General features: G+C 62.0%; 15 protein-coding genes. 5 read left to right on the top strand and 10 right to left on the bottom strand.

All coding sequences use genetic code 11. The features are described from left to right. Positions 1–25: 25 nt before the first annotated feature. The 3 genes from ACF8RA_RS09450 to ACF8RA_RS09440 form a co-directional block, all read right to left on the bottom strand. A complete protein-coding gene (locus ACF8RA_RS09450) occupies positions 26–1378 on the bottom strand; it encodes an MFS transporter (RefSeq protein ID WP_392519114.1) in 1353 nt (450 codons plus the stop codon). A gap of 268 nt (positions 1379–1646) precedes the next feature. Further along, positions 1647–2672 (bottom strand): AraC family transcriptional regulator, encoded by a 1026-nt coding sequence (locus ACF8RA_RS09445; RefSeq protein WP_176682471.1) that lies wholly within the window; start codon positions 2670–2672, stop codon positions 1647–1649. A 156-nt stretch (positions 2673–2828) separates the two neighbouring features. Next, a complete protein-coding gene (locus ACF8RA_RS09440) occupies positions 2829–3716 on the bottom strand; it encodes a LysR family transcriptional regulator (RefSeq protein WP_392514668.1) in 888 nt (295 codons plus the stop codon). A gap of 112 nt (positions 3717–3828) precedes the next feature. Here ACF8RA_RS09440 and ACF8RA_RS09435 point away from each other — a divergent pair, with 112 nt between their 5' ends. After that, positions 3829–4890, top strand: coding sequence for a YeiH family protein (locus tag ACF8RA_RS09435; protein WP_392487905.1), 1062 nt, complete (start codon positions 3829–3831; stop codon positions 4888–4890). Positions 4891–5098: 208 nt separating this feature from the next. Then, entirely contained in the window at positions 5099–6472 is a 1374-nt protein-coding gene (gene ppnN / locus ACF8RA_RS09430) for a nucleotide 5'-monophosphate nucleosidase PpnN (protein WP_392514666.1), read from the top strand. 121 nt (positions 6473–6593) lie between these two features. Here ppnN and ACF8RA_RS09425 read toward each other — a convergent pair whose 3' ends face one another. Together ACF8RA_RS09425 and pssA are read right to left on the bottom strand one after the other, a co-directional pair. After that, positions 6594–7739, bottom strand: a complete 1146-nt coding sequence (locus ACF8RA_RS09425) for a GGDEF domain-containing protein (protein WP_176682467.1) — start codon at positions 7737–7739, stop codon at positions 6594–6596. 232 nt (positions 7740–7971) lie between these two features. After that, positions 7972–9300 carry a CDP-diacylglycerol--serine O-phosphatidyltransferase gene (gene pssA / locus ACF8RA_RS09420; protein WP_392461211.1) on the bottom strand — a complete coding sequence of 443 codons (1329 nt, stop codon included), beginning with the start codon at positions 9298–9300 and terminating at the stop codon, positions 7972–7974. A gap of 181 nt (positions 9301–9481) precedes the next feature. Between pssA and ACF8RA_RS09415 the strand changes: the two genes are divergently transcribed. After that, complete coding sequence (locus ACF8RA_RS09415; RefSeq protein ID WP_392519113.1) at positions 9482–10489, top strand: GlxA family transcriptional regulator; 1008 nt, start codon at positions 9482–9484, stop codon at positions 10487–10489. Between the two features lie 254 nt (positions 10490–10743). On the opposite strand, the gene ACF8RA_RS09410 is transcribed toward ACF8RA_RS09415, so the two are convergent. From ACF8RA_RS09410 to katG, 3 genes are all read right to left on the bottom strand, one after another. Then, on the bottom strand, positions 10744–12078 hold the full coding sequence (locus ACF8RA_RS09410; protein WP_392461210.1) for an MFS transporter: 1335 nt from the start codon (positions 12076–12078) through the stop codon (positions 10744–10746). Between the two features lie 162 nt (positions 12079–12240). After that, positions 12241–13452 carry a M24 family metallopeptidase gene (locus ACF8RA_RS09405; protein ID WP_392519112.1) on the bottom strand — a complete coding sequence of 404 codons (1212 nt, stop codon included), beginning with the start codon at positions 13450–13452 and terminating at the stop codon, positions 12241–12243. Positions 13453–13609: 157 nt separating this feature from the next. Next, positions 13610–15865, bottom strand: a complete 2256-nt coding sequence (gene katG / locus ACF8RA_RS09400) for a catalase/peroxidase HPI (RefSeq protein ID WP_392514658.1) — start codon at positions 15863–15865, stop codon at positions 13610–13612. Between the two features lie 386 nt (positions 15866–16251). On the opposite strand from katG, the gene ACF8RA_RS09395 reads away from it, so the two are divergent. Continuing rightward, positions 16252–17157, top strand: coding sequence for a LysR family transcriptional regulator (locus ACF8RA_RS09395; protein WP_021782048.1), 906 nt, complete (start codon positions 16252–16254; stop codon positions 17155–17157). A gap of 59 nt (positions 17158–17216) precedes the next feature. On the opposite strand, the gene ACF8RA_RS09390 is transcribed toward ACF8RA_RS09395, so the two are convergent. Further along, the gene (locus ACF8RA_RS09390; protein ID WP_010954509.1) at positions 17217–18095 is read right to left on the bottom strand and encodes a DMT family transporter; all 879 of its coding nucleotides are present in this window, start codon (positions 18093–18095) and stop codon (positions 17217–17219) included. A 243-nt stretch (positions 18096–18338) separates the two neighbouring features. Between ACF8RA_RS09390 and ACF8RA_RS09385 the strand changes: the two genes are divergently transcribed. Continuing rightward, the gene (locus tag ACF8RA_RS09385) at positions 18339–19163 is read left to right on the top strand and encodes an aldo/keto reductase (protein WP_392514656.1); all 825 of its coding nucleotides are present in this window, start codon (positions 18339–18341) and stop codon (positions 19161–19163) included. Positions 19164–19177: 14 nt separating this feature from the next. On the opposite strand, the gene ACF8RA_RS09380 is transcribed toward ACF8RA_RS09385, so the two are convergent. Continuing rightward, complete coding sequence (locus ACF8RA_RS09380) at positions 19178–21277, bottom strand: putative bifunctional diguanylate cyclase/phosphodiesterase (RefSeq protein WP_392514654.1); 2100 nt, start codon at positions 21275–21277, stop codon at positions 19178–19180. Positions 21278–21432 lie beyond the last annotated feature (155 nt).

Here is a 21432-nt window from a genome sequence, read left to right as displayed (position 1 = left end):
TGGAACCTGTCTCTCAGAATTACGGTCAGGTCAGCTCGTGGGCAACCGTGGCCTTCTTCCTCACTACAGCCGAGTCCGAGCGAGATTGGTTGATCATGGTCACTGCAACAGCCCCTACCAGGCCGGCGAGCGCGATTGCCATGAAGTTCTGCTCCAGCGGCAACGCCATCGACACCAAGGCACCAATCAAAACAGGTGCGACAATCGCCCCGACGCGACCGACCCCCGATGCAAAACCGACGCCAGTCGAGCGGATGGTGGAGGGATAGAAATCGCCGGCGTATGCATAGGCCAGAAGCTGGGTGCCAAGGGTCGAGGCCCCCACGATGAACACGACGACAAAGAGCAGTTCGGTGGAGCGGGTATATCCCAGCAAGGTGAGTGCGACCGCGCCCACTACATAGAACACCACCAAGACGTGCTTGATGCTGAATTTGTCGCTAAGCCATCCACCCAGAATTGCACCGAAGATCGAACCGAGGTTGAACACGATGACGAAATTCAGGGCTGAACCGAGGCTGAAGCCCGCCATGGCCATCAACTTGGTGAGCCACGAATTGAGTGCATACACCATGAACAGCCCGGTCATGAATGCCATCCAGATCATGACCGTGCTGTATCCACGGCCTTCCAGGAAGAGGCTTCGTACCGGCTTGTCTTGAGCAGAGATAATCTGCGGATTGCCAACGAGCTGCGTGTCATCCTTGATCACAAGGTCAGGACGAAGGCGACGCGCGATGACTTTCAACTCGTCTTGTCGACCCTGCTTCAACATAAAGCCGATAGAGTCGGGCATTGTCTTGAGAATGAAAGGAATCAAAACCACTGGCAGGACTGCCACGTAAAACACATATTGCCAACCGTAGCTTTCGATCAGTTGTTTACCCGTAAGCGCTACCAGAATCCCCCCCACCGAATAGCCTGCGAAAACGATGGTCACCAGCCGGGTGCGAACTTTCAAGGGTGAGAACTCACCCATCTGCGCCGTACAGATGGGCAACACACCGCCGATTCCCAAGCCGGCGATAAAGCGCATGATACTGAAGGTCAGCGGGCTGTCAGTGAACCCTGCCGCAGCGGTGAAAACGCTGAACAGCGCTACACACATCGCGATCATTTTCGGCCGGCCAATTCGATCTGCCAATGTGCCTAAAAAAATGGCGCCCAGCATTGTCCCAAACAATGCTGAGCCAGCCATTACCCCGGCGCTGGTTGCGTCAATTTGCATATCGGCCATGATGGCTGGCAGGGCAGCCCCCACCACTGCCAAGTCGTAACCATCGATAATCAGAATCAACACGCACCAGAACAGAATAATTCCATGAAAGCGGTTGAACTTCGACTCTTCGGTCAACGTGTACATATTCAAAGAACTCATACCGTGTCTCCTTCAATCTTATTGTTGTGTTTTTGAAGTCCACATACGTATAGCGATCTGGCACAACTCGACCACACGCACAGGTACGCATGGTTCCGGGTGTGAGTCGGGAGAGTTGAGAGGCACCAACTAGACGGCGCCCGAGGAAAATCGTAGGCCTTATGGCAAGCGCCAACCATGCCCAATGGCATCATTCTGCTTGACCGGAACGGGCAGTTTTGGAGCCCGATGGCTTCAGACTGAGTGTGATCAGCCCACGCGCAGAGGACTAGTTCCCTCGATGGCTACGCAACGAGCGTCTGTAAGCACCAGGGGTGATACCCGTCCATTTCTTGAATGCCCGGTGGAACGCACTGGTCTCAATGAAGCCAACCTCTGACGCAACGCCATCCACTGTCATACCTGCTCGGCACAGCAGACTGATGGAAATATCCCGCCTGAGATTGTCTTTGAGCCGTTGGTAGGTGAAACCCTCAGCATAGAGCCTTCGTTGCAGGGTGGAACTGGACATGCTCAAGTCGCGTGCGAGCTCATCGAGTTCAGGCCAGGTGTGGGGAGAGAGCAGTTTCAATCGCCGCCGGATCATAATGCTCGTACTGTCGTCGTTACGGTATTTCACAAGGAAGTTACTTGGCGTTCCTTTTAAAAAGGCAGGAAGAGAACCAGGTGTTTGGCAAACCTTGTACTCCAGAAAGCTCTTCTCGAAAACAGCGGTGGTTCTATCGGCCCTCCACTCGATTTCCTCACAAAAGCGCATTCGATAGTCGCTGTCGTCCACCGGCCGAGGAGGACGCATCGATAACTTCAAAATAGGGATGCGCCGGTCGCACAGCCAGCAAAGCAGGCCGTGCACGAGCACCAGCCAGGCACCGTAACAAAACACCCTTCGCAACTCACCATGATCATGAATGATAATTGCAGCATGCTCTCCCTCGCATTCCACCGCCCCGTAGATGTCATCAAGGGCAGTCCTGAGAAACGCCAGAATCCGTTTGAGCGCCTGTCCAAGGGTGTCGCAGCCGAGGGCCAACTGAGCCATCAGCTTGAAGCTACCTCTGCGAAGGGGGTGACTGTCTGCCGCGAAAAACTCATCGTCGAGCAAATCCGCTAACGCAATCCACAATCTGGAGAACGTACCAGCAGGTACCCTGGCATAGTTTTGGGCCAGCAACAGCGGATCAATATGTGCGTGGCGGAGTACAGTCGAAACATCCAGGCCACGCAGTTCTGCTCCTTGAAGTGCGTCCCGCACGAGGCTGATCGACGTGGTGCCTTTGTGGGCAGAAAAATCCATCCGGGGCTCCGTTGCTAACTTGATACCGAAGGCTGCCTTGCAAAGCATACAAGCCCACAGAACGTCTCTGTACCAATATCACTATGCCAGATGTCAACACTCCTTGTTTTTTATTGCAAAACGTTTTGGATCGCGCCCGCGAAGAGACCTTTACAATCAACCCACCTCTTGCATGGCAACACATAATTCAAGAAACCGCGAGGCAGCCCGCGAAGGCGTAGCCCCATGCGGCAACAGAATGGAGAAACGCCGCACCAGCGCCTGCGGCGCAACCTGCAACCGGTGCAGCGCCCCATCCTCATGACGAATGGACATCGCCGACACAAAGCCAACCCCCATCCCGGCGCGGACCGCCTCTTTTACCCCTTCAACGCCCGCGATCTCCAGCGCCACACGCATCGCCACGCCATCACGAGCAAACGCCCGCTCGACGATCTGCCGCACACCCGAGCCGCTTTCACGCAGCACCAACGGGTAGGCGCCGAGTTCCGCCAGCGTCTGCGGGCCACTGCCTGCCAAGGGATGCCCACGGGGCACAATTGCCACGATCTCGTCCTCGCGCCACGGCGTGACTTGCGTACCCAACGGCAACTCCTGCCCGGGCGGCCCCTCGATCAGGGCGATATCGACACTGTCCAGGGCGGCGACGATCTCCGCCGTGTTGCCATGCGAGGTGCTGACCAGCACATCCGGATAACGCCCGTGAAAATCGGCGATCAGGTAAGGCAGCAGGTAACTGGCGGGTGTGGTACTGGCGCCAATACGCAATGTGCCGCGCTCCAGCCCGCGCATGGCCTCGCGCAGCGCCTTGGCCTGGCGGAAGGTTTCGCGCAGGCGCTCGGCATGCGCCAGCAACTGATCACCGGCCGCTGTCAGCCGCACGCCGCGACCGGCACGTTGGTAAAGGGGTTCGCCAAACGCCTCTTGCAAGAGCTTGAGCTGGCCGGACACCGCCGGCTGCGACAGGTGCAGGGCTTGGGCCGCATGGCTGATGTTGCCGTGTTCGGCAACCGTGGCGAACGTTATCAGTTGCTCTGGGGTCATTCTTCAAAAATATCAGCTATTCGGATATTTGCCATCCTAAATTACGATTTTTTATAAGCTTATAACCAGATTAACGTAGGCCTTGTCGAAACACCTTTTCCGGAGGACTCACATGGCCACGGTTCCGTCCAACCCCGCCTTTGCCCCTACCCTCTCCACCCGAGGGCGGCTCAATGGCATTCTGTTCGTCGCGCTGTTCGCGGTCGCAGTCACGCAACTGGCGGCCATGCCCGCTATCGCCAACCTGGGCATCAGCCCGCTGATCGTGGGTATCGTCGCAGGTGCCTTGTATGGCAACGCGCTGCGTGACGGTGTACCGGCAAGCTGGGCAGCCGGTATCAACTTTTCCGCTCGCGGCCTGTTGCGTATCGCCGTGGCGTTCTTTGGTTTGCGGGTAAGCCTGCAGGAAATTGCCGAAGTCGGCTGGTCGGGGCTTATCGTATCGGTGCTGGTAGTCACCAGTACCCTGCTGATCGGCCTGTGGTGTGGCATGAAGGTGTTCAAGCTCGACCGCGATACCGCCTTGCTGACCGCCGCGGGTAGCGCCATCTGCGGCGCGGCCGCCGTGCTGGCATTCGAATCGGCGCTGCGCAGCGCCCCCCATAAAAGCGCCATGGCAGTCGGAAGCGTGGTGCTGTTCGGTACCTTGTCGATGTTCCTTTACCCACTGGCGATCAATGCCGGCTGGCTGCATCTGGATACCATGGGCGCCGGGCTGTTGCTGGGCGGCACTGTCCACGAAGTGGCTCAGGTGGTAGGCGCGGCCAGCAATGTCAGCCCCGAAGCCACGCACGTCGCCACCATCGTCAAGATGACCCGGGTCATGCTGCTGGTACCGGTACTGCTGGTGGTGGGCCTGTGGATCAGCCGTTCGCGCAAGGCTGGCCAGGCGCAGGGCAACGGGCGCATTACCATGCCCTGGTTCGCTTTCGGCTTCCTGGCACTGGTCCTGGTGAATTCGCTGCACGTGCTGCCCGGCAGCGTGACCCAGGCAGTGAACAGCCTGGACACCTTTGCCTTGACCATGGCCATGACCGCGCTGGGAATGGAAACGCGCTTCAGCCAGATTCGCCAGGCTGGGCCACGGGCGCTGGCTACCGGGGCGATTCTGAACCTGTGGCTGGTTGGCGGGGGGCTGGCGATTACCCTGGGGGTGCAGAAGCTTTTGGGCTGATTCGAGGCCGGGTTGGCTGCTTCGCGGGTAAACCCGTTCCTACAGGTGGGTGCTGCCTTGAAGACGGCAAGGCCCCTGTAGGAGCGGGTTTACCCGCGAAGCAGGCCACCCGGTCTCAAGGTTTTTCACAGCCCCCCTCGTTGCCGTCCACATTTCTCGGTATGGTGGTGCCAAAGAAGGATGTTTTACCCGCACAGGAAAGACTTAGATGCCTCAACGCCATGTCATCAATGCATCCGTCAGCCCCAAAGGCAGCCTGGAGACGCTGTCACAACGTGAAGTGCAGCAACTGAGTGAAGTCGGTACCGGCAGCCTTTACACACTGTTCCGCCAGTGCGCCCTGGCAATCCTCAACACTGGCGCCCATGTCGACAATGCCAAGACCATCCTTGAGGCCTACAAGGACTTCGAGGTGCGTATCCACCAACAGGACCGCGGCGTACGCCTGGAGCTGCTGAACGCCCCAGCCGACGCCTTCGTCGATGGCGAAATGATCGCCAGCACCCGTGAAATGCTGTTCAGCGCCTTGCGCGACATCGTTTACACCGAAAGCGAGCTGGCCAGCCAGCGCATCGATCTGGAAAGCTCCCAGGGCATCACCGATTACGTTTTCCACCTGCTGCGCAACGCGCGCACCTTGCGCCCGGGCGTGGAGCCGAAGATGGTGGTGTGTTGGGGCGGCCACTCGATCAGCACCGAGGAATACCAGTACACCAAGAAGGTCGGCCACGAACTGGGCCTGCGCAAGCTGGATGTCTGCACCGGCTGCGGCCCGGGCGTGATGAAAGGCCCGATGAAGGGCGCCACCATCGCTCACGCCAAGCAACGCATGCATGGCAGCCGCTACCTGGGCCTCACCGAGCCCGGCATCATCGCCGCCGAGGCGCCCAACCCGATCGTCAACGAACTGGTGATCCTGCCTGACATCGAAAAGCGCCTGGAGGCTTTCGTGCGTGTCGGCCACGGCATCATCATCTTCCCGGGCGGGGCCGGCACAGCGGAGGAGTTCCTGTACCTGCTGGGCATCCTCATGCACCCGGACAACGAGGACCTGCCGTTCCCGGTGGTGCTTACCGGCCCGCGCAGCGCCGAGCCTTATCTGCAACAGTTGCACGCTTTCGTCGGCGCCACCCTGGGTGAAGCCGCCCATCGCCTGTACGAAATCATCATCGACGACCCGGCGGAAGTCGCCCGGCACATGGTCGACGGCCTCAAAGCGGTCAAGCAGTTCCGCCGCGAGCGCAACGATGCCTTCCACTTCAACTGGCTGCTGAAGATCGAGGAGAGCTTCCAGCGACCGTTCGACCCGACCCACCAGGCCATGGCTGAACTGGACTTGCGCCGCGAGCTGCCGCCCCATGAACTGGCGGCCAACCTGCGCCGGGCGTTTTCCGGCATTGTCGCAGGCAACGTCAAGGACAAAGGCATCCGCCTGATCGAGGAACACGGGCCGTATCAGATCCACGGCGACAGCGCCGTACTGGACCCGCTGGGCCGGCTGCTGCAGGCATTCGTCGACCAGCACCGGATGAAGCTGCCCGGTGGCGCGGAGTATGTGCCGTGCTATCAGGTGGCGACCTGACCAATCTGCTTTGCTGATGACGGGCATGGATGCCCGTCAACGGCAGGGGCCGGGTAACAGGAGCGCCTGCACGGATCACCCACATCGGTTTCATGAAAGCTCAGCCACCCAGGTGACTCGCTCACTGGCGGAGTTCAGCCATCGCCCGCTCGAAAAACCGAATGCTGTCGCGCCCCCCACGTTTGGATTGGTACAACGCCACATCCCCCTGCTCGATCAACGCCGCCAGGCTCGCCGGCGGCTGATCGAACAGGTTGGCACCAATGCTCAAGGTAACCGCCTGGGGCGTAGGCACGGTCTTGTCGGCGTAATGCTGGAACTGCTCACGCAGCCCACTCCCCAGTTCCATGACCCGTTCACTACTTGCGCCACTCAGCAAGATGACGAACTCATCCCCGCCCAACCGCGCCGCCAGCGAGCGCTCGGGCAGCGCCGTACGAATCATCTCGCTCAAGGCAATCAGCAATCGGTCGCCGGCTATATGCCCGTGCAGGTCGTTGACCAGTTTGAAGTTGTCGATGTCGATCAATAGCAATGCCCCGGGCTGCGCGGGGCTTACGTCCTTGAAGAAATGCCCCGCCCGCACCTCCAGCGCACGCCGGTTGTACAGCGCAGTCAGCGGGTCACGGGCTGCCAGCCGGGCAATGCGCTCTTCACGCCGGTAACGTACGGTGCCGGTCATCGACAAGGCAATCAACATGATCGCCATCGCGCCTTCCACCAGCGAAACCTGAATGATCAGCCCGCCAAAGGTCGCCAGGTCAATCAGTGTGCCTGGCGTGATCGCGATGGCTGCCTTGGCCACATAGAACAGCCCATGAATCAGCAACACATAGCGCAGTTGCACGGCCCCGACGCTCAGCGATTTGCCATGTGGCCGCAGCAGGAAGCTGGCCTTGAGCGTCAGCGAGGCCACCAACAGCGAGTTGACCATCAGCATCACCTTCGACCACTGCGGGCCCACGGGCAGCAGCAGCAAGGCGAACCAGACCACCACGATCATCAGCCAGGCACGTGACAAGCGCTCTTGGGTGAAGCGCAGCACGCCGATCAGGAAAAACACGTGGGCCACCACCAGCAAGCCATTGGCGAACCAGATACCGATGAACAGCAAGCCGACCCCGCGCAACAATGCCAGGGTGCTACCAACCGTAATCGTGGCGAAACCCGCACTCCAGTACAGCAACGAGGGTTCGCGCACACTGCGCCATTCAATCGCCAGGTACAAGGCGGCCGCAGCGGCCAAAGCGACTGAAATAGTCAGCATCGTGGGTGGATCTAACGCCATATACGCATTGGCCTGTCTGGTTAACGGGAAAAGGCCCGACTGTATGCGATCGTGATCACGTTCAGAGGGGCCTTGCACGGTTGCCTGCACATTGTAATCCAGGCCCTGACAAAGGGCCGCGGGCAGCAATATCATAATGACATCAATGCGCAGTGCGCACCACTCTGGCCCTGTCGCTGGCTTGCCGGTGACAGGGCAAGTCCAGGCGCCGTCAGAGCACCCGTTTGATCAACGGTTCCAACCGGCTGTAGCGCAACCGGCGCAGAAACTTGCGCACTTGCTTGGGATGTTCGGCCTTCGCCCCCAGCGCCTCTGCCGAGCCGATTCTCGGCGCAAAGCGCCGCAGTTCGGTCAACTCTGCTTCCCGTGGCGCCAGCCATTGACCCTGCGGGTCGTCGATCAGCAGGCCGTTCTCCAGGTCCAGGTTGAACCCGCGCGGGTTCAGGTTGTTGCCGGTCAACAGCGAATAACGCTGGTCGATCCACACGCCCTTGGCATGGAAGGTATGCCCAGGATCGTTCCAGATGCGTACTTGCAGCTGGCCACTGGCAATCGCGGCGTGGCGGCGGCGGGCGAAGGCGCGCAGGTTGTCCTCATACAGATAGGGCAATGCTCCACTGGCACTGAACGGTTCGCCAGGGGCGATGTAGAAGTCGTTGGCGGTGCGGTCACCGACAATCAGTTCCACCCCAACCCCCCGCGCCAGGGCATGGTCAAGCTCGCGCATCACGACCTGCGGCGGGTTGAAATACGGCGTACTGATGATGATCTGCGTGCGCGCCACTGCCAGCAAGGCGCACAGCGCCCGGTTCAGTGGATTGCCACGGCCCACACCCAGCAACGGGATCACCTGCAGGCCCTGCCCCGTCACGCTGGCCGGTACCTCGTAGGCCATGCGCCGCAGCCGTGCGCGCAAGCGCCGAATGTCACCGCGCAAGCTGCGGGTAGAAGGTGGCGCCGGCAGGTCGAGGCGCGGTGTGGCGGTATGGTGCAGCAAACGCTGAACCAGGCCGACCATGGCATCAGCCAGTGCCGGTGACTGGAACAGGTGGTAGCGATCCAGGCGATAGCGGTCGAAACGATGCAGGTAGACATTGTTCAGACTGGCGCCGGTGTAGATCACGCAATCGTCGATGATGCTGCCTTTGAGGTGCAACACCCCGAACAGTTCGCGGGTCTGCACTGGCACGCCATGGATCGCGATGTCCAGCCCGCGCAACTGGCGCTGGGCCTGATACCAGGCGGCATTGCCCGGCTGACGCCCGGCCCCCAGCAGCCCGCGCCTGGCGCGGAACCAGTCGACCACGATGGTGATTTCCAGGCCTGGCCGCGCGGCCTTGGCCTGGTACAAGGCATCCAGCACTTCCTGGCCGGCCTCGTCCTCCTGCAGGTACAGCGCAACGATAACGATGCGCCGAGTCGCCGTACGGATACGCTCGAACAGGCAGGCGCGGTAGGCCCTGGCATCGGGCAGCACCTGGATCGCTTCGGGGGCCATGGCATAGCCTGGCAAGCCCGCCAGCATGGTTTCGGGGTTCACTGACGCTCACCTTCTCTGTGCAATCACTGTCGGCCCTGCCAGCCGGCGGGGCCATTCCTGGCCGCTGCATCCGGGGTGTATGATCGACCCCGCAACGACACATAACAACAAGAACCACGCGAGGCTCTGCTTTCTCACTGCCCCTGACCAACCAGGCCTCAGCTTGCACAGGAACAGCGCAATGGTCCACCCCGCTTCTGCAAACCTATCGCCGTCTATTGTAAAGGGTTGTTCGGCAAAGACCTTTGGCTTCCTGATTTTGCCCAATTTCACCACCATCGGCCTTGCGTCGGCGGTGGAGACCCTGCGCATGGCCAACCTGGCCGCACGAAAGCCACTGTATCGCAGTGTGCTGATCGCCGCAGACGACGCGCCGGTGGTGGCCAGCAACGGCATGCGCGTACTGCCCGACTACAACATCGCCAACGCCCCCGCGCTGGATGCCTTGCTGGTGGTCGGCGCCAACCCGATCGACCGAAGCCGTAGCAACCGCCCACTGATCGACTGGTTGCGCCAACTGGCCCGCCAGCGCTTGCCGCTGGGCGGTATCTGCACCGGTAGTTACCTGCTGGCCAAGGCCGAATTGCTCAAGGGTTACCGCTGCACCATCCACTGGGAAGACCTGCCGACGTTGCAGGCGCACTTCCCCGGTATCGTGATCTCCAGCCAGCTGTTCGAACTGGACCGCGACCGTTACACCTGCTCAGGCGGCGTGGCGGCCATGGACATGATGTTGCAACTGGTGGCCCGGGACACGGGCGGCCAGGACATCGCGGCCAAGGCCGCCGAACTGTTGCTGTGCGACCGCGTACGCGGTGAACGTGAGCGCCAGCGTGTGCCGCTGCGCACCCTGCTCGGCAGCGCTCAGCCCAAACTGAGCCAGGTGGTGGCGATCATGGAGGCCAATCTGGAGGAACCGCTGGGGCTGGAGGAACTGGCCAACCTCAACGAAGTGACCGTGCGCCAATTGGAGCGGCTGTTCCACAAGTACCTGCAGCGCACGCCCAGCCAGTACTACCTGGAGCTGCGGTTGTCGCGGGCGCGGGAGTTACTGCTGCGCAGTGACGTGCAAGTCCGTGAGGTAGCGCTGGCTTGCGGCTTCAGTTCGCCTGCGCATTTCTCCAAGAGTTACAGCCGGTTCTTCGGGCTGTCGCCTTTAGGGGAGCGGCGACAGGCCTCTCTCCACTGACTTGGGTCAGGTATTGGCATTGCTGGCCTCTTCGCGGGCAAGCCCGCTCCTACACGCACGTGGTCCGCCACAGGCTGTTGTAGGAGCGGGTTCACCCGCGAAAGGGCCGGACCTGCTGGCCAATCTCCACCCGCCGCTCACCGTTGCCGCCGCCACCGTATTCGCGGGTAAACCCGCTCCTACACGCACATCGGTGGTCCGGCACAGGCCGTTGTAGGCGCGGGCTTGCCCGCGAAGAAGCCAGTGCAGGTCAACTAATCTTCAAGGGCCGCGTGCGCCGTCTCCCGACACATCAGCATGGCCACCAGCGCCACCAGTGCTGCCACCAGCAAGTAGCCTGCCGGGGCCAGCTTGCTGCCCGTCACCTGAATCAGCCAGGTGGCAATGAACGGCGCAGTCCCGCCAAACAACGAATTGGCCACATTGAAGCTCAAGGCAAACCCGCTGAAGCGCACCCGGGTCGGAAAGATTTCGGCCAGCAGGCACGGCAAGGTCCCGTCATTCATCGCCAGCATCGCACCGAAAAGGATCTGGATGGCCAGAATCACCAGCAGCGGTTGACCGTCCAGCAGGCGAAACAACGGCACGGTCAACCCCAGGAACAACAGCGAGGCCACCACCAGCATGGTCTTGCGACCAAACTGGTCGGACAGCCGCCCCATCAGGAAGATCAAGCCGATATAGGTGGCCAGCGACACCGTCGAGGCGATGAACGAATCCCGCTCGCTCATGCCCATTTCACTGGACAGGTAGGTCGGCATGTAACTGAGCAACAGGTAGAACGCAACCGCATTCAGGCAGGTGACACCTATGCCGATCGCCAGACTGCGCCGGTGCTGGCCCAGCAGTTCGCGCAGCGGCGTCGTGGCCATGCCGGCCTTGGTTTCCAGGCGCTGCTCCATCTCCAGGAACTTGGGCGTGTCCTGCAGGCTCATGCGGATATAGCGCCCTACCAGACCGAACGGCGCCGCCAGCAGGAAAGGCAGGCGCCAGCCCCACTCATGCAGGGCTTCACTGCTGAGCAGCTCATGCAGCACCGCAACGAACGCCGCACCGAACAACAACCCCGCCGCCGTGCTGGCCGGCACGATACTGGTGTACAAGCCACGCCGCCCAGGCGGCGCGTACTCGGCCAGGAACGCAGCGGCCCCGGCGTACTCACCCGAGGCGGAAAACCCCTGTACCAGGCGGATCAGCAACAGCAAGGCCGGCGCCCACAGCCCGATCTGCGCATAGCCCGGCAACAAGCCGATGCAGAAGGTGGATACCGACATGATCAGGATCGACCACGACAGCGCGTTGCGCCGACCATGTCGGTCACCGAAATGGCCCCAGACGATGCCACCCAGCGGGCGTACCAGGAACGACAGGGCGAATACCGCGAAGGTGGCCAGCAAACCGGTGGTCTTGTCAGTTTGCGGGAAGAAGTTGGCGGCGATGATGGTGGCCAGATAGCCGTAGGCAGCGTAGTCGAACCACTCGACGAAGTTGCCCATGAAGCTGGCTCGGGCGGCCTTGCGCAGCGCCTGGCGTTCGGCGTTGTGTGCGGGGCCGGCAATAGCGGACGGGTCAAGGGTGGTGCTGGACATGACGGGTACCCTCTGATTCTTTTAATTGGAGGCAGGGTCTGGTGGTCATACGGGGATCTTGTTGTTGTCTGGGCCAGCCTTTTCGCGGGTGAACCCGCGCCTACGAAAACGGGGAAACCCCCGTAGGAGCGGGCTTGCCCGCGAAGCAGCCGACGCCGATGCTTATTGGCGAATGATGTTGTGCTCCGGCCCATACGGGAACTTGGTGATGTTCTCGGCGCCGTTGTCGTTGACGATCAGGATGTCATGCTCGCGATAACCGCCCGCCCCCGGTCGCCCTTCAGGCAGCATGATCATCGGCTCGATAGACACCACCATGCCCGGCTCCAGCACGGTATCGATGTCCTCGCGCAGCTCCAGCCCCGCCTCACGGCCGTAGTAATGGCTGAGCGTGCCGAACGAATGGCCATACCCGAAGGTGCGGTACTGCAGCAGGTCGTGGCGCAGGAAGATCTCGTTCAGTTCGCGGGCGATATCGCTGCAGCGCATGCCTGGGCGCACCAGTTGCAGCCCGGCTTCGTGCACTTCGACGTTGGCCTGCCACAGGCGCAGGTACTCGTCCGGGCAGTGGTCAAGGAACAAGGTGCGCTCCAGCGCGGTGTAGTAGCCGGCGATCATGGGGAAACAGTTGAGGCTGAGGATCTCGCCCTTGCCCACACGGCGGCTGGTGACCGGGTTGTGCGCGCCATCGGTGTTGAGCCCGGACTGGAACCAGGTCCAGGTGTCCATCAGCTCGGCGTCCGGGAAGCGTTTGGCAATTTCGCGCACCATCGCCTGGGTGGCATGCAGTGCCACCTCGTACTCGGGCACATGCTCACGCAGGGCCTCGACCACTGCCGCCCCGCCGATGTCGGCCACCTGCGCACCGTGACGGATAAGCGCCTGCTCCTCGGCCGACTTGATCATGCGCATACGCATGCACGGCGCAGCGATGTCCACCAGCTCGGCCTTGGGGTAGCAGGCGGCGAATTTGCCGTGGTTTTGCAGGTTCAGGTGGTCGTACTCCACGCCAATGCGCGAGGCCAGCGGCAACGCTTGCTGGATGGCGACGAAATAGTTGTCGCGCTGCCAGTCGGTGTAGACGATGTTGTCAGTGCCCACCGTGCGCCGCCAGGGTTGCCCGCCGTCGATGTTGGCACTGATCGAGACCACCTTGTCCTGGGTGATCACCAGCGCATAAGGGCGGCCGAACGAGCAGTAGAGGAAATCGCTGTAATAGTTGACGTTGTGATACGAGGTGAAGATTGCCGCCTCGATGTCCTGCTCGGCCATATAGGCCCGCAGCCGGGCGTGGCGAGCAGCGTATTCCTGGGCGGAGAAGGTTGGCTGCACCTTGTCGCCATTGCGGATTTTCAGGGTCTTGGGCATTTGCATGGTCGGGGTTCCTTGTCGTTGTGAGCACGCTGTTCAGGCCGGCCGCCTGAGAAGCATTGCAACAGAACCGACGAGGACACTTTTGTATCTATCCGACCTGGAATTGGCGGGATGACCACTGGCCAAGGGGGCGCTGAGCGCCCCCCGCCAGGCAACGCTATTTCAGATCAAAGCGGTCCAGCTCCATGACCTTCTGCCAGGCGGCCACAAAGTCCCGGACAAACTTGTCACCGCCATCACTGCTGGCATACACCTCGCTCAACGCCCGCAACTGGGCATGCGAACCGAACACCAGATCTACTCGGCTACCGCTCCACTTCACCTGCCCGGTCTTGCGGTCGCGGCCTTCAAAGGTCTCGTTGTCCGCCGAGGTCGGTTTCCACTCCACGCTCATATCCAGCAAGTTGCGGAAGAAGTCGTTGCTCAGCGTCCCCGGCTTGTCGGTGAACACCCCGAGTTTGCTGCCACCATGGTTGGCACCGAGCACCCGCAGGCCACCGATCAGCACGGTCAGCTCTGGCGCGGTCAGGGTCAGCAACTGCGCCTTGTCCAGCAACAGTTTCTCGGCCTTGACGCTGTAGCGTGCCTTGGTGAAGTTGCGGAAGCCATCGGCCAGCGGTTCCAGCACGGCGAACGACTCGACGTCAGTCTGCTCCTGCGACGCATCGACTCGGCCCGGGCGGAACCCTACGCTGCCGCTGTAGCCCGCATCCTTGGCAGCTTTTTCGACTGCCGCGGTACCGGCCAGCACGATCAGGTCAGCCAGGGAAACCTTCTTGCCGCTGCTGTTGAACTCGCCCTGGATCTTCTCCAATGCCACCAGCACCTTGTCCACGCCCTGGTTTGCAGCCCAGTCCTTCTGTGGCGCCAAGCGCAAACGGGCGCCGTTGGCACCACCGCGCTTGTCGGAGCCGCGGAAGGTCGACGCGGATGCCCAGGCGGTGGAGACCAGTTCGCCCACGCTCAAACCCGAGGCCAGGATCCTGGCCTTGAGTGTCGCGATGTCTTGCTCGCTGATCGTGGATGGGTCAGCTTTGGGCAACGGGTCTTGCCACAGCAACTCTTCATTGGGCATTTCCGGGCCCAGATAGCGCGCCAGCGGGCCCATGTCGCGGTGGATCAGCTTGTACCATGCACGGGCGAACGCATCCGCCAACTGGTCAGGGTTGTCTTTGAAGCGGCGGGCGATCGGCTCGTAGATAGGGTCGAAGCGCAATGCCAGGTCGGAGGTCAACATCGACGGTGCATGCCTTTTACCGGGATCGTGTGCATCTGGCACCGTGCCTGCGCCTTTGCCGTCTTTCGGCCGCCACTGGTGCGCGCCGGCCGGGCTTTTGGTCAGCTCCCACTCAAAGTCGAACAGGTTATTCAGGTACTCGTTGCTCCATTGGGTCGGGGTGGAGGTCCAGATCACTTCCAGGCCACTGGTGATGGTATCCCCGCCTTTGCCGGAGCCAAACGTGTTGTGCCAGCCCAGGCCCTGCATCTCCAGGCCTGCCGCTTCCGGCTCGGGGCCGACGTTGTCGGCGGGGCCGGCACCGTGGGTCTTGCCGAACGCGTGCCCACCGGCGATCAAGGCCACGGTTTCTTCATCGTTCATGGCCATGCGGCCAAAGGTTTCACGGATGTCCTTGCCCGAGGCCACGGGGTCGGGGTTACCTTCCGGGCCTTCCGGGTTCACGTAGATCAGGCCCATCTGCACGGCGGCCAGCGGGTTTTCCAGGTTACGCTCGGCCGACAGGTTGCGATTCTGCTCTTCACCATGCTTGGCCGGCTCGGCCACCAGGTCACCCTGCCCTGGCGCCTGCGCCTTGGCCTGATCCTTGCCGTAACGGGTATCGCCGCCCAGCCACTCCTTTTCCGACCCCCAGTACACGTCTTCGTCCGGCTCCCACACGTCGGCACGCCCGCCGGAGAAGCCGAAGGTCTTGAAGCCCATGGATTCGAGGGCAACATTACCGGTGAGTACGATCAGGTCGGCCCAGGAAATCTTGTTGCCGTACTTCTGCTTGATCGGCCACAGCAGGCGCCGGGCCTTGTCCAGGCTGACGTTGTCCGGCCAGCTGTTGAGCGGGGCGAAGCGTTGCTGGCCGGAGCCCGCCCCCCCACGGCCGTCACCAATGCGGTAGGTGCCGGCGCTGTGCCAGGCCATGCGGATGAACAGCGGGCCGTAGTGGCCGAAATCGGCCGGCCACCAGTCCTGCGAGTCGGTCATCAGGGCGGTCAGGTCTTTCTTCAGGGCCTGGAAGTCGAGGCTCTTGAACGCCTTGGCATAGTCGAAGTCCGGGTCAGGGCTGGACTTGGAGGAATGCTGGTGAAGAATTCTCAGGTTGAGCTGGTCAGGCCACCAGTCACGGTTGGTGGTGCCGCCACCTGCGGTTTGATGGAACGGGCATTTCGATTCGTTCGACATCTGCGGGTACCTTTGGGTCGGTTATCCAGATTTCCGGTCTATGCCAGTGTTCTTTCAGCCGAGCGGGTGGGCTCGTACTACCCCTCATCAGGTGTACACGGGGCTTGCGAAGCTGTCACGCCGGGGGGCCACGGTCTTGCACACAGGTGCTGACGCGCTGCCCGGTCGCGGAATTCGCGGGGCCACGGGAAAGACTAGTCGAGCTTGGGCAGAGTTCTAATAGAGTGGCTGTTGGAGCCTGATAGGCTGGCTCTGTCAGGCACTGGCCTGTATCGGCCGCATCGCGATCAAGCCCGCGACCAAGCCGGCACATCCATACAAGGCACAAGGCCCGGCACCCTGCTTAAATACACAGCCATACCCTTTGCCCCGGACGCCGAGCCCTCATGAACCGCAACGACCTGCGCCGCGTCGACATGAACCTGCTGGTGCTGTTCGAAGCCCTGATGATCGAACGCAACCTGACCCGCGTCGGCGAAAAGCTGTTTATCACCCAATCCACCGTCAGCGCCGCCCTCGCCCGCCTGCGCGAACTGTTCGACGACCCGCTGCTGATACGCAACGGCCGGGCCATGGAGCCCACGCCACGGGCCCTGCAGATCTTTGCCGAACTTGGCCCGGCCATGGACGTGATTTCCGCCGCCATCAGTCGCGCCCGCGAATTCGACCCGGCCAACAGCTGCAACGTGTTCCGCCTGGGGCTTTCCGATGATGCCGAGTTCGGCCTGTTTCCGGCTCTGCTGCAGGCCCTGCGTGAAGAGGCCCCGGAGATCAGCGTGGTAGTGCGGCGGGCCAACTTTCTGCTGATGCCCGGCTTGCTGGCCAGCGGCGAGATCTCGGTAGGCGTGAGCTATACCACCGACCTACCGGCCACCGCCAAACGCCGCAAGCTGCGCGACATCGGCGTACGGGTGCTGCGCGCCGACGACCGCCCGGGGCCGCTGACCCTCGACGAATACTGCGCCCGCCCGCATGTGATGGTGTCGTTCTCCGGTGACATGAGCGGCAACATCGACCTCGATCTGGCACGCATCGGTCGTTGCCGCAAGGTGGTGCTGGCGGTGCCGCAGTTCGGTAGCCTGCGCGCCCTGCTGCGCAACACCGAGCTGATCGCCACGGTGCCGGACTACGCCGCTTGCGCTCTCGCCGACGACGGCAGCCTGCGCGCCGACCCGGCGCCGTTCGACATCACCGAGGCCGAGCTGTCGATGGTCTGGAGCGGCGCCCAGGACAACGACCCCGCCGAGCGCTGGCTGCGCGACCGCATCCTGCAGTTCATGGCCACGCAGTGATGCCCTCTTCGCAGCGCAACGCTGCGCCTACCGCCCGTACAGCCTGAAGCACGCGGCTACTATTTGCCGCGCTGCATCCACGCTGCACCGAGCCCGCTGAGACAGATCACCAAAATCCCTACCAGGCTCAGGGTATCCGGCACCTGGCTGTAGACCACGAAGCCAAGCAACCCGGCAAACACGATCTGGCAATAGCTGAACGGTGCCAGCAACGCTGGCGCTGCATGGCGGAAGGCCTGGGTCAACAGCAGGTGCGCAGTCATGCCAAAGCCGCCCAGTGCCAGCATCAACAGGGCATGGTCCCAGCGCGGGACCTCCCAGAAGAACGGCACCAGCGCACTCATCGCCAAGGTGTTGCACAACCCCGCATAGAAGTTGCTGGTGGTCGGGCTGTCATGCGCCGCCAGAATGCGCGTCAGCAACTGATAGAAGCAGAAGCCCAACGCCGAACCGAACGGATACAGAATGGCCGGGGTAAACATCGCCCCGCCAGGGTGCACCACCACCAGCACGCCAATAAAGCCCATGACCACCGCCACCCACTGCCCGACTGTCACTCGCTCTTTCAGCAGCGGCGCCGACAGCGCGGTGACCAGTACCGGGGCAAGGAAGTTGACGGCCGTGGCCTCTGCCAGTGGCAGGTATTGCAAGCCGGTCGTGAACAGCAGGCTGGTGCTCAGCAGGCTCAGGGCCCGCAAGGTCTGCAATACCGGCCGGCGGGTGCGCAACACGTTGAGCCCAGACTTGGGCAGGAAGATGCCGGCCATCAGCAACGTGTGCACCACATAACGCGCCCACACCACCATGACTATCGGGTACAGGCCACCCAGAAATTTGGACAAGGCATCGTGGCTGGCGAACAGGAACGTCGCTACCACCACCAACGCGATGCCGCGCAGGGGTTGGTTGACGCCGGACAGCGGTGTGCTGGAACTCATGGCTCTCTCGATGACGGCGCGGCAGCAAGCCGCGCCCGGGGAAGGACGCGCAGGCATTGCCCGGCGGATGAAACAGCTGGGATTCTAGAAGAGATGCCGCAGAATAAGGAAGTTCATTTGCCGCTTGCCCCGGCCAAGTGCAATTTCTGTTCGCTGATCGACCACTTTCCATCTGGCATGCATGGCCCGTGCACGGTTGATCGCTGACCATCGACCGCCCCCTGCACCCTACAAGGAATTTACATGCAACGGCTCACCACCCGAACCGGCCTGGACCTGCCCGCCATCGGCCTGGGCACCTGGCCAATGACCGGCAGTGAATGCACCCAGGCCGTGCGCCAGGCACTGGACGTGGGTTACCGGCACATCGACACCGCCACCGCCTACGAAAACGAAGCAGCCGTTGGCCGGGCGCTGCGTGACAGCGCCGTGCCACGCGAGCAGATCCATCTGACCACCAAGGTCTGGTGGGACCGTCTGGCGCCCCAAGCCATGCGTCAGTCGCTGGAAGACAGCCTGCGCGCGCTGGGTACCGAACAGGTCGACCTGTTCCACATCCACTGGCCAGGCACAGACTGGGACCTGGCCCGCAGCATCGACACCCTGATAGCCCTGCGTGACGAAGGCAAGGCGCGCCACATTGGCGTGGCCAACTTCCCATTGGGGTTACTGCGCCAGGTGGTGGAAACCCTGGGCGCGCCGTTGTCGGCGATTCAGGTGGAGTACCATGTTCTGCTCAACCAGCAGCCGCTACTCGACTTCGCCCGCAGCCATGATTTGTTGCTCACCGCCTATACCCCGCTGGCACGCGGCCAGGCAGCGGCGCAGCCGGTGATCCAGGCGATTGCCCGCAAGCATGGCATGCTGCCCAGCCAGGTAGCGCTGAAATGGCTGCTGGACCAGGACGGCGTGGCGGCGATCCCCAAAGCCAGCAGCCGCGAAAACCAGCTGGCCAACCTGGCCGCGTTGACCGTGCAGTTGGATGACGAAGACCGCGCAGCCATCGCCGGGCTGCCGAAAGACCAGCGCGTGGTTAGCCCGCCGTTTGCCCCGGACTGGAACAGCTGAGGCCGCCGCGCAAGTCATTGTTCTTGCGTGATGACCTGCTTCAACCGCTCGCTCGCCGGTGCCGGCCGCCCGTAAAAGTAGCCCTGGAAGTGCGAACACCCTTCCGCCGCGAGCCGGCGCATCTGTTCCTCCGACTCCACGCCTTCGGCCGTGGTCTTGATCATCAGGCTGTTGGACAGCTCGGTAATGGCGCGAATGATCGACATGGCCTCGCGGCTGTCGCACATGTCATGCACAAACGACTTGTCGATCTTGATCCGGTCGAAGGGGAACGAGCGCAGGTAGCCCAGCGATGAGTAGCCCGTACCAAAGTCATCCAGTGAAATGGACACGCCCAGGTCTTTCAGGGCGCGCAAGGTGCGCACGTTTTCCTCGCTGTTGCCCAGCAGCACCGATTCGGTAATTTCCAGCTCCAGTCGCTGCGGCGGCAGGCCCGAGTCGGCCAGCGCGAGGGCGACGGTATGCACCAGATCGCCGTTCTTGAACTGCACCGCCGACAGGTTGACCGACACCGTCTGCTCACCGTCCCAACTGGCCGCCTCCTGGCAGGCCAGATTCAGCGCACGGTTGCCCAACTCGTGGATCAACCCGGTTTCTTCGGCAATGGGGATGAAATCCATCGGCATGACCATGCCCCGGGTCGGGTGTTCCCAGCGCAGCAACGCCTCATAACCGGTAACGCTGCTGGTTTGATGATCGACTACCGGCTGGTAGTGCAGCTGCAACTGCCCCAGGTGCAGCGCTGTGCGCAGGTCGGTTTCCACCAGGCGGCGCTGGCGGGCGGCAACGTCCAGTTCGACATCGAAGCATTCATAACGATTACGGCCGTTACGCTTGGCCTGGTACAGCGCCATGTCGGCGTAGCCCAACAGTTGCTCTGCCTGGTCATTGTCATCAGGCGCGATGGCGATCCCGATGCTCACCCCCACCGCGAACTGATGCCCTTCGATCTGGAACGGCGGGCTGATGGCCTTGATCAGGCGCTGCGCGGTATTACATGCGGCATCCCGCCCTTCCAGGCCCGTCAGCACCACGGCAAACTCATCGCCACCCAGGCGGGCCAAGGTGTCGTGCTCACGCAGTTCGCGGCGCAGACGCTTGCCCAACTCGCGTAGCAGCTTGTCGCCAAAGGCATGGCCAAGGGAGTCGTTGATGTTTTTGAAGTTGTCCAGGTCCAGGCACAGGGCAGCGGTCAGCTTGGCGTTTTCGCTGCCGCGCAACAAGGCCTGACGCAGCCGTTCGTGGAAAAGCGTCCGGTTGGGCAGCCCGGTGAGCGCGTCATGGTGCGCCATGTGGTGAATCTGCGCATGGGCGGCCAGCTCTTCGGTGGCGTCTTCAGCCACGAACAACACGTAATCGGCCTGCCCCTCGCGGCTCTGGCTGAGCAGGGTACGGCTGCGCAGGGTGCGGGGGCCACGGGCAGTGTCGACGCGGGTTTCGGCGGCGTGCCCCTTGGTACTGCGGGCACCACGCACGAGTTGCTGCTCCAGGTAGTCACCGGCAGCCGGTGCCAGGCATTCCCGGGGCAACTGGCCGATCATGCTGCGCTGCGGCCCGCCGAACAGGCGTTCGGCCTGCTGGTTGGCCAACAGGATGCGCTGGCTTTCCAGGTCCTGGACGATGACGCTCGCGGGAATGTTGGCAATGACCGAATCGAGGAACTGCGACAGCTTGGCCATCTCCTGGCTGTACTGCTCGGCCAGCTCTTTGGCCTGCAGCAGTTCGAGTTCCTGGCGGTGGCGTTCGGAAATGTCGCGGGTGACCTTGGCGAAACCCACCAGGTGTCCGGCATCGTCGTATACCGCTTCGATGACCACATGGGCGTGGAAGGCCGTACCGTCCTTGCGCAGGCGCACGCCCGTTTCTTCAAAGCGTCCGGTGCTGCGCGCCTGCTCCAGGTTTAACGTCGGCAACCCGGCTGCGCGCTCGCCATCGGTGTAGAACACCGAGTAGTGCTGGCCGACGATCTCATCGGCATGGTACCCCTTGGCGCGCTGGGCGCCGGGGTTCCAGTTGGCGACGATACCTTCAGGGGTAAGCAGGTAGATGGCATAATCCACCACGCTCTGGATCAATAGCCGGTACATGATGTCGGGGTTTGCTGCGAGCGACATGAACTTTACCTGAACCTTCGAAACGCATGAAAAGGGGCCCGGCAAGCGGCGGCCGAGTCTTGGAAAGCGATAATGGCATTATGCTGCCCATGAAAATTTTGTGAAGCAACTCACAAAAATGACGCGTCCCCTTATCAGGACGAACGAAAGCGCAC

Source organism: Pseudomonas sp. FYR_5 (genome assembly GCF_043106315.1).
Taxonomy (GTDB): domain Bacteria; phylum Pseudomonadota; class Gammaproteobacteria; order Pseudomonadales; family Pseudomonadaceae; genus Aquipseudomonas; species Aquipseudomonas putida_Y.
This window is presented reverse-complemented; position numbering and strand designations above follow the sequence as displayed.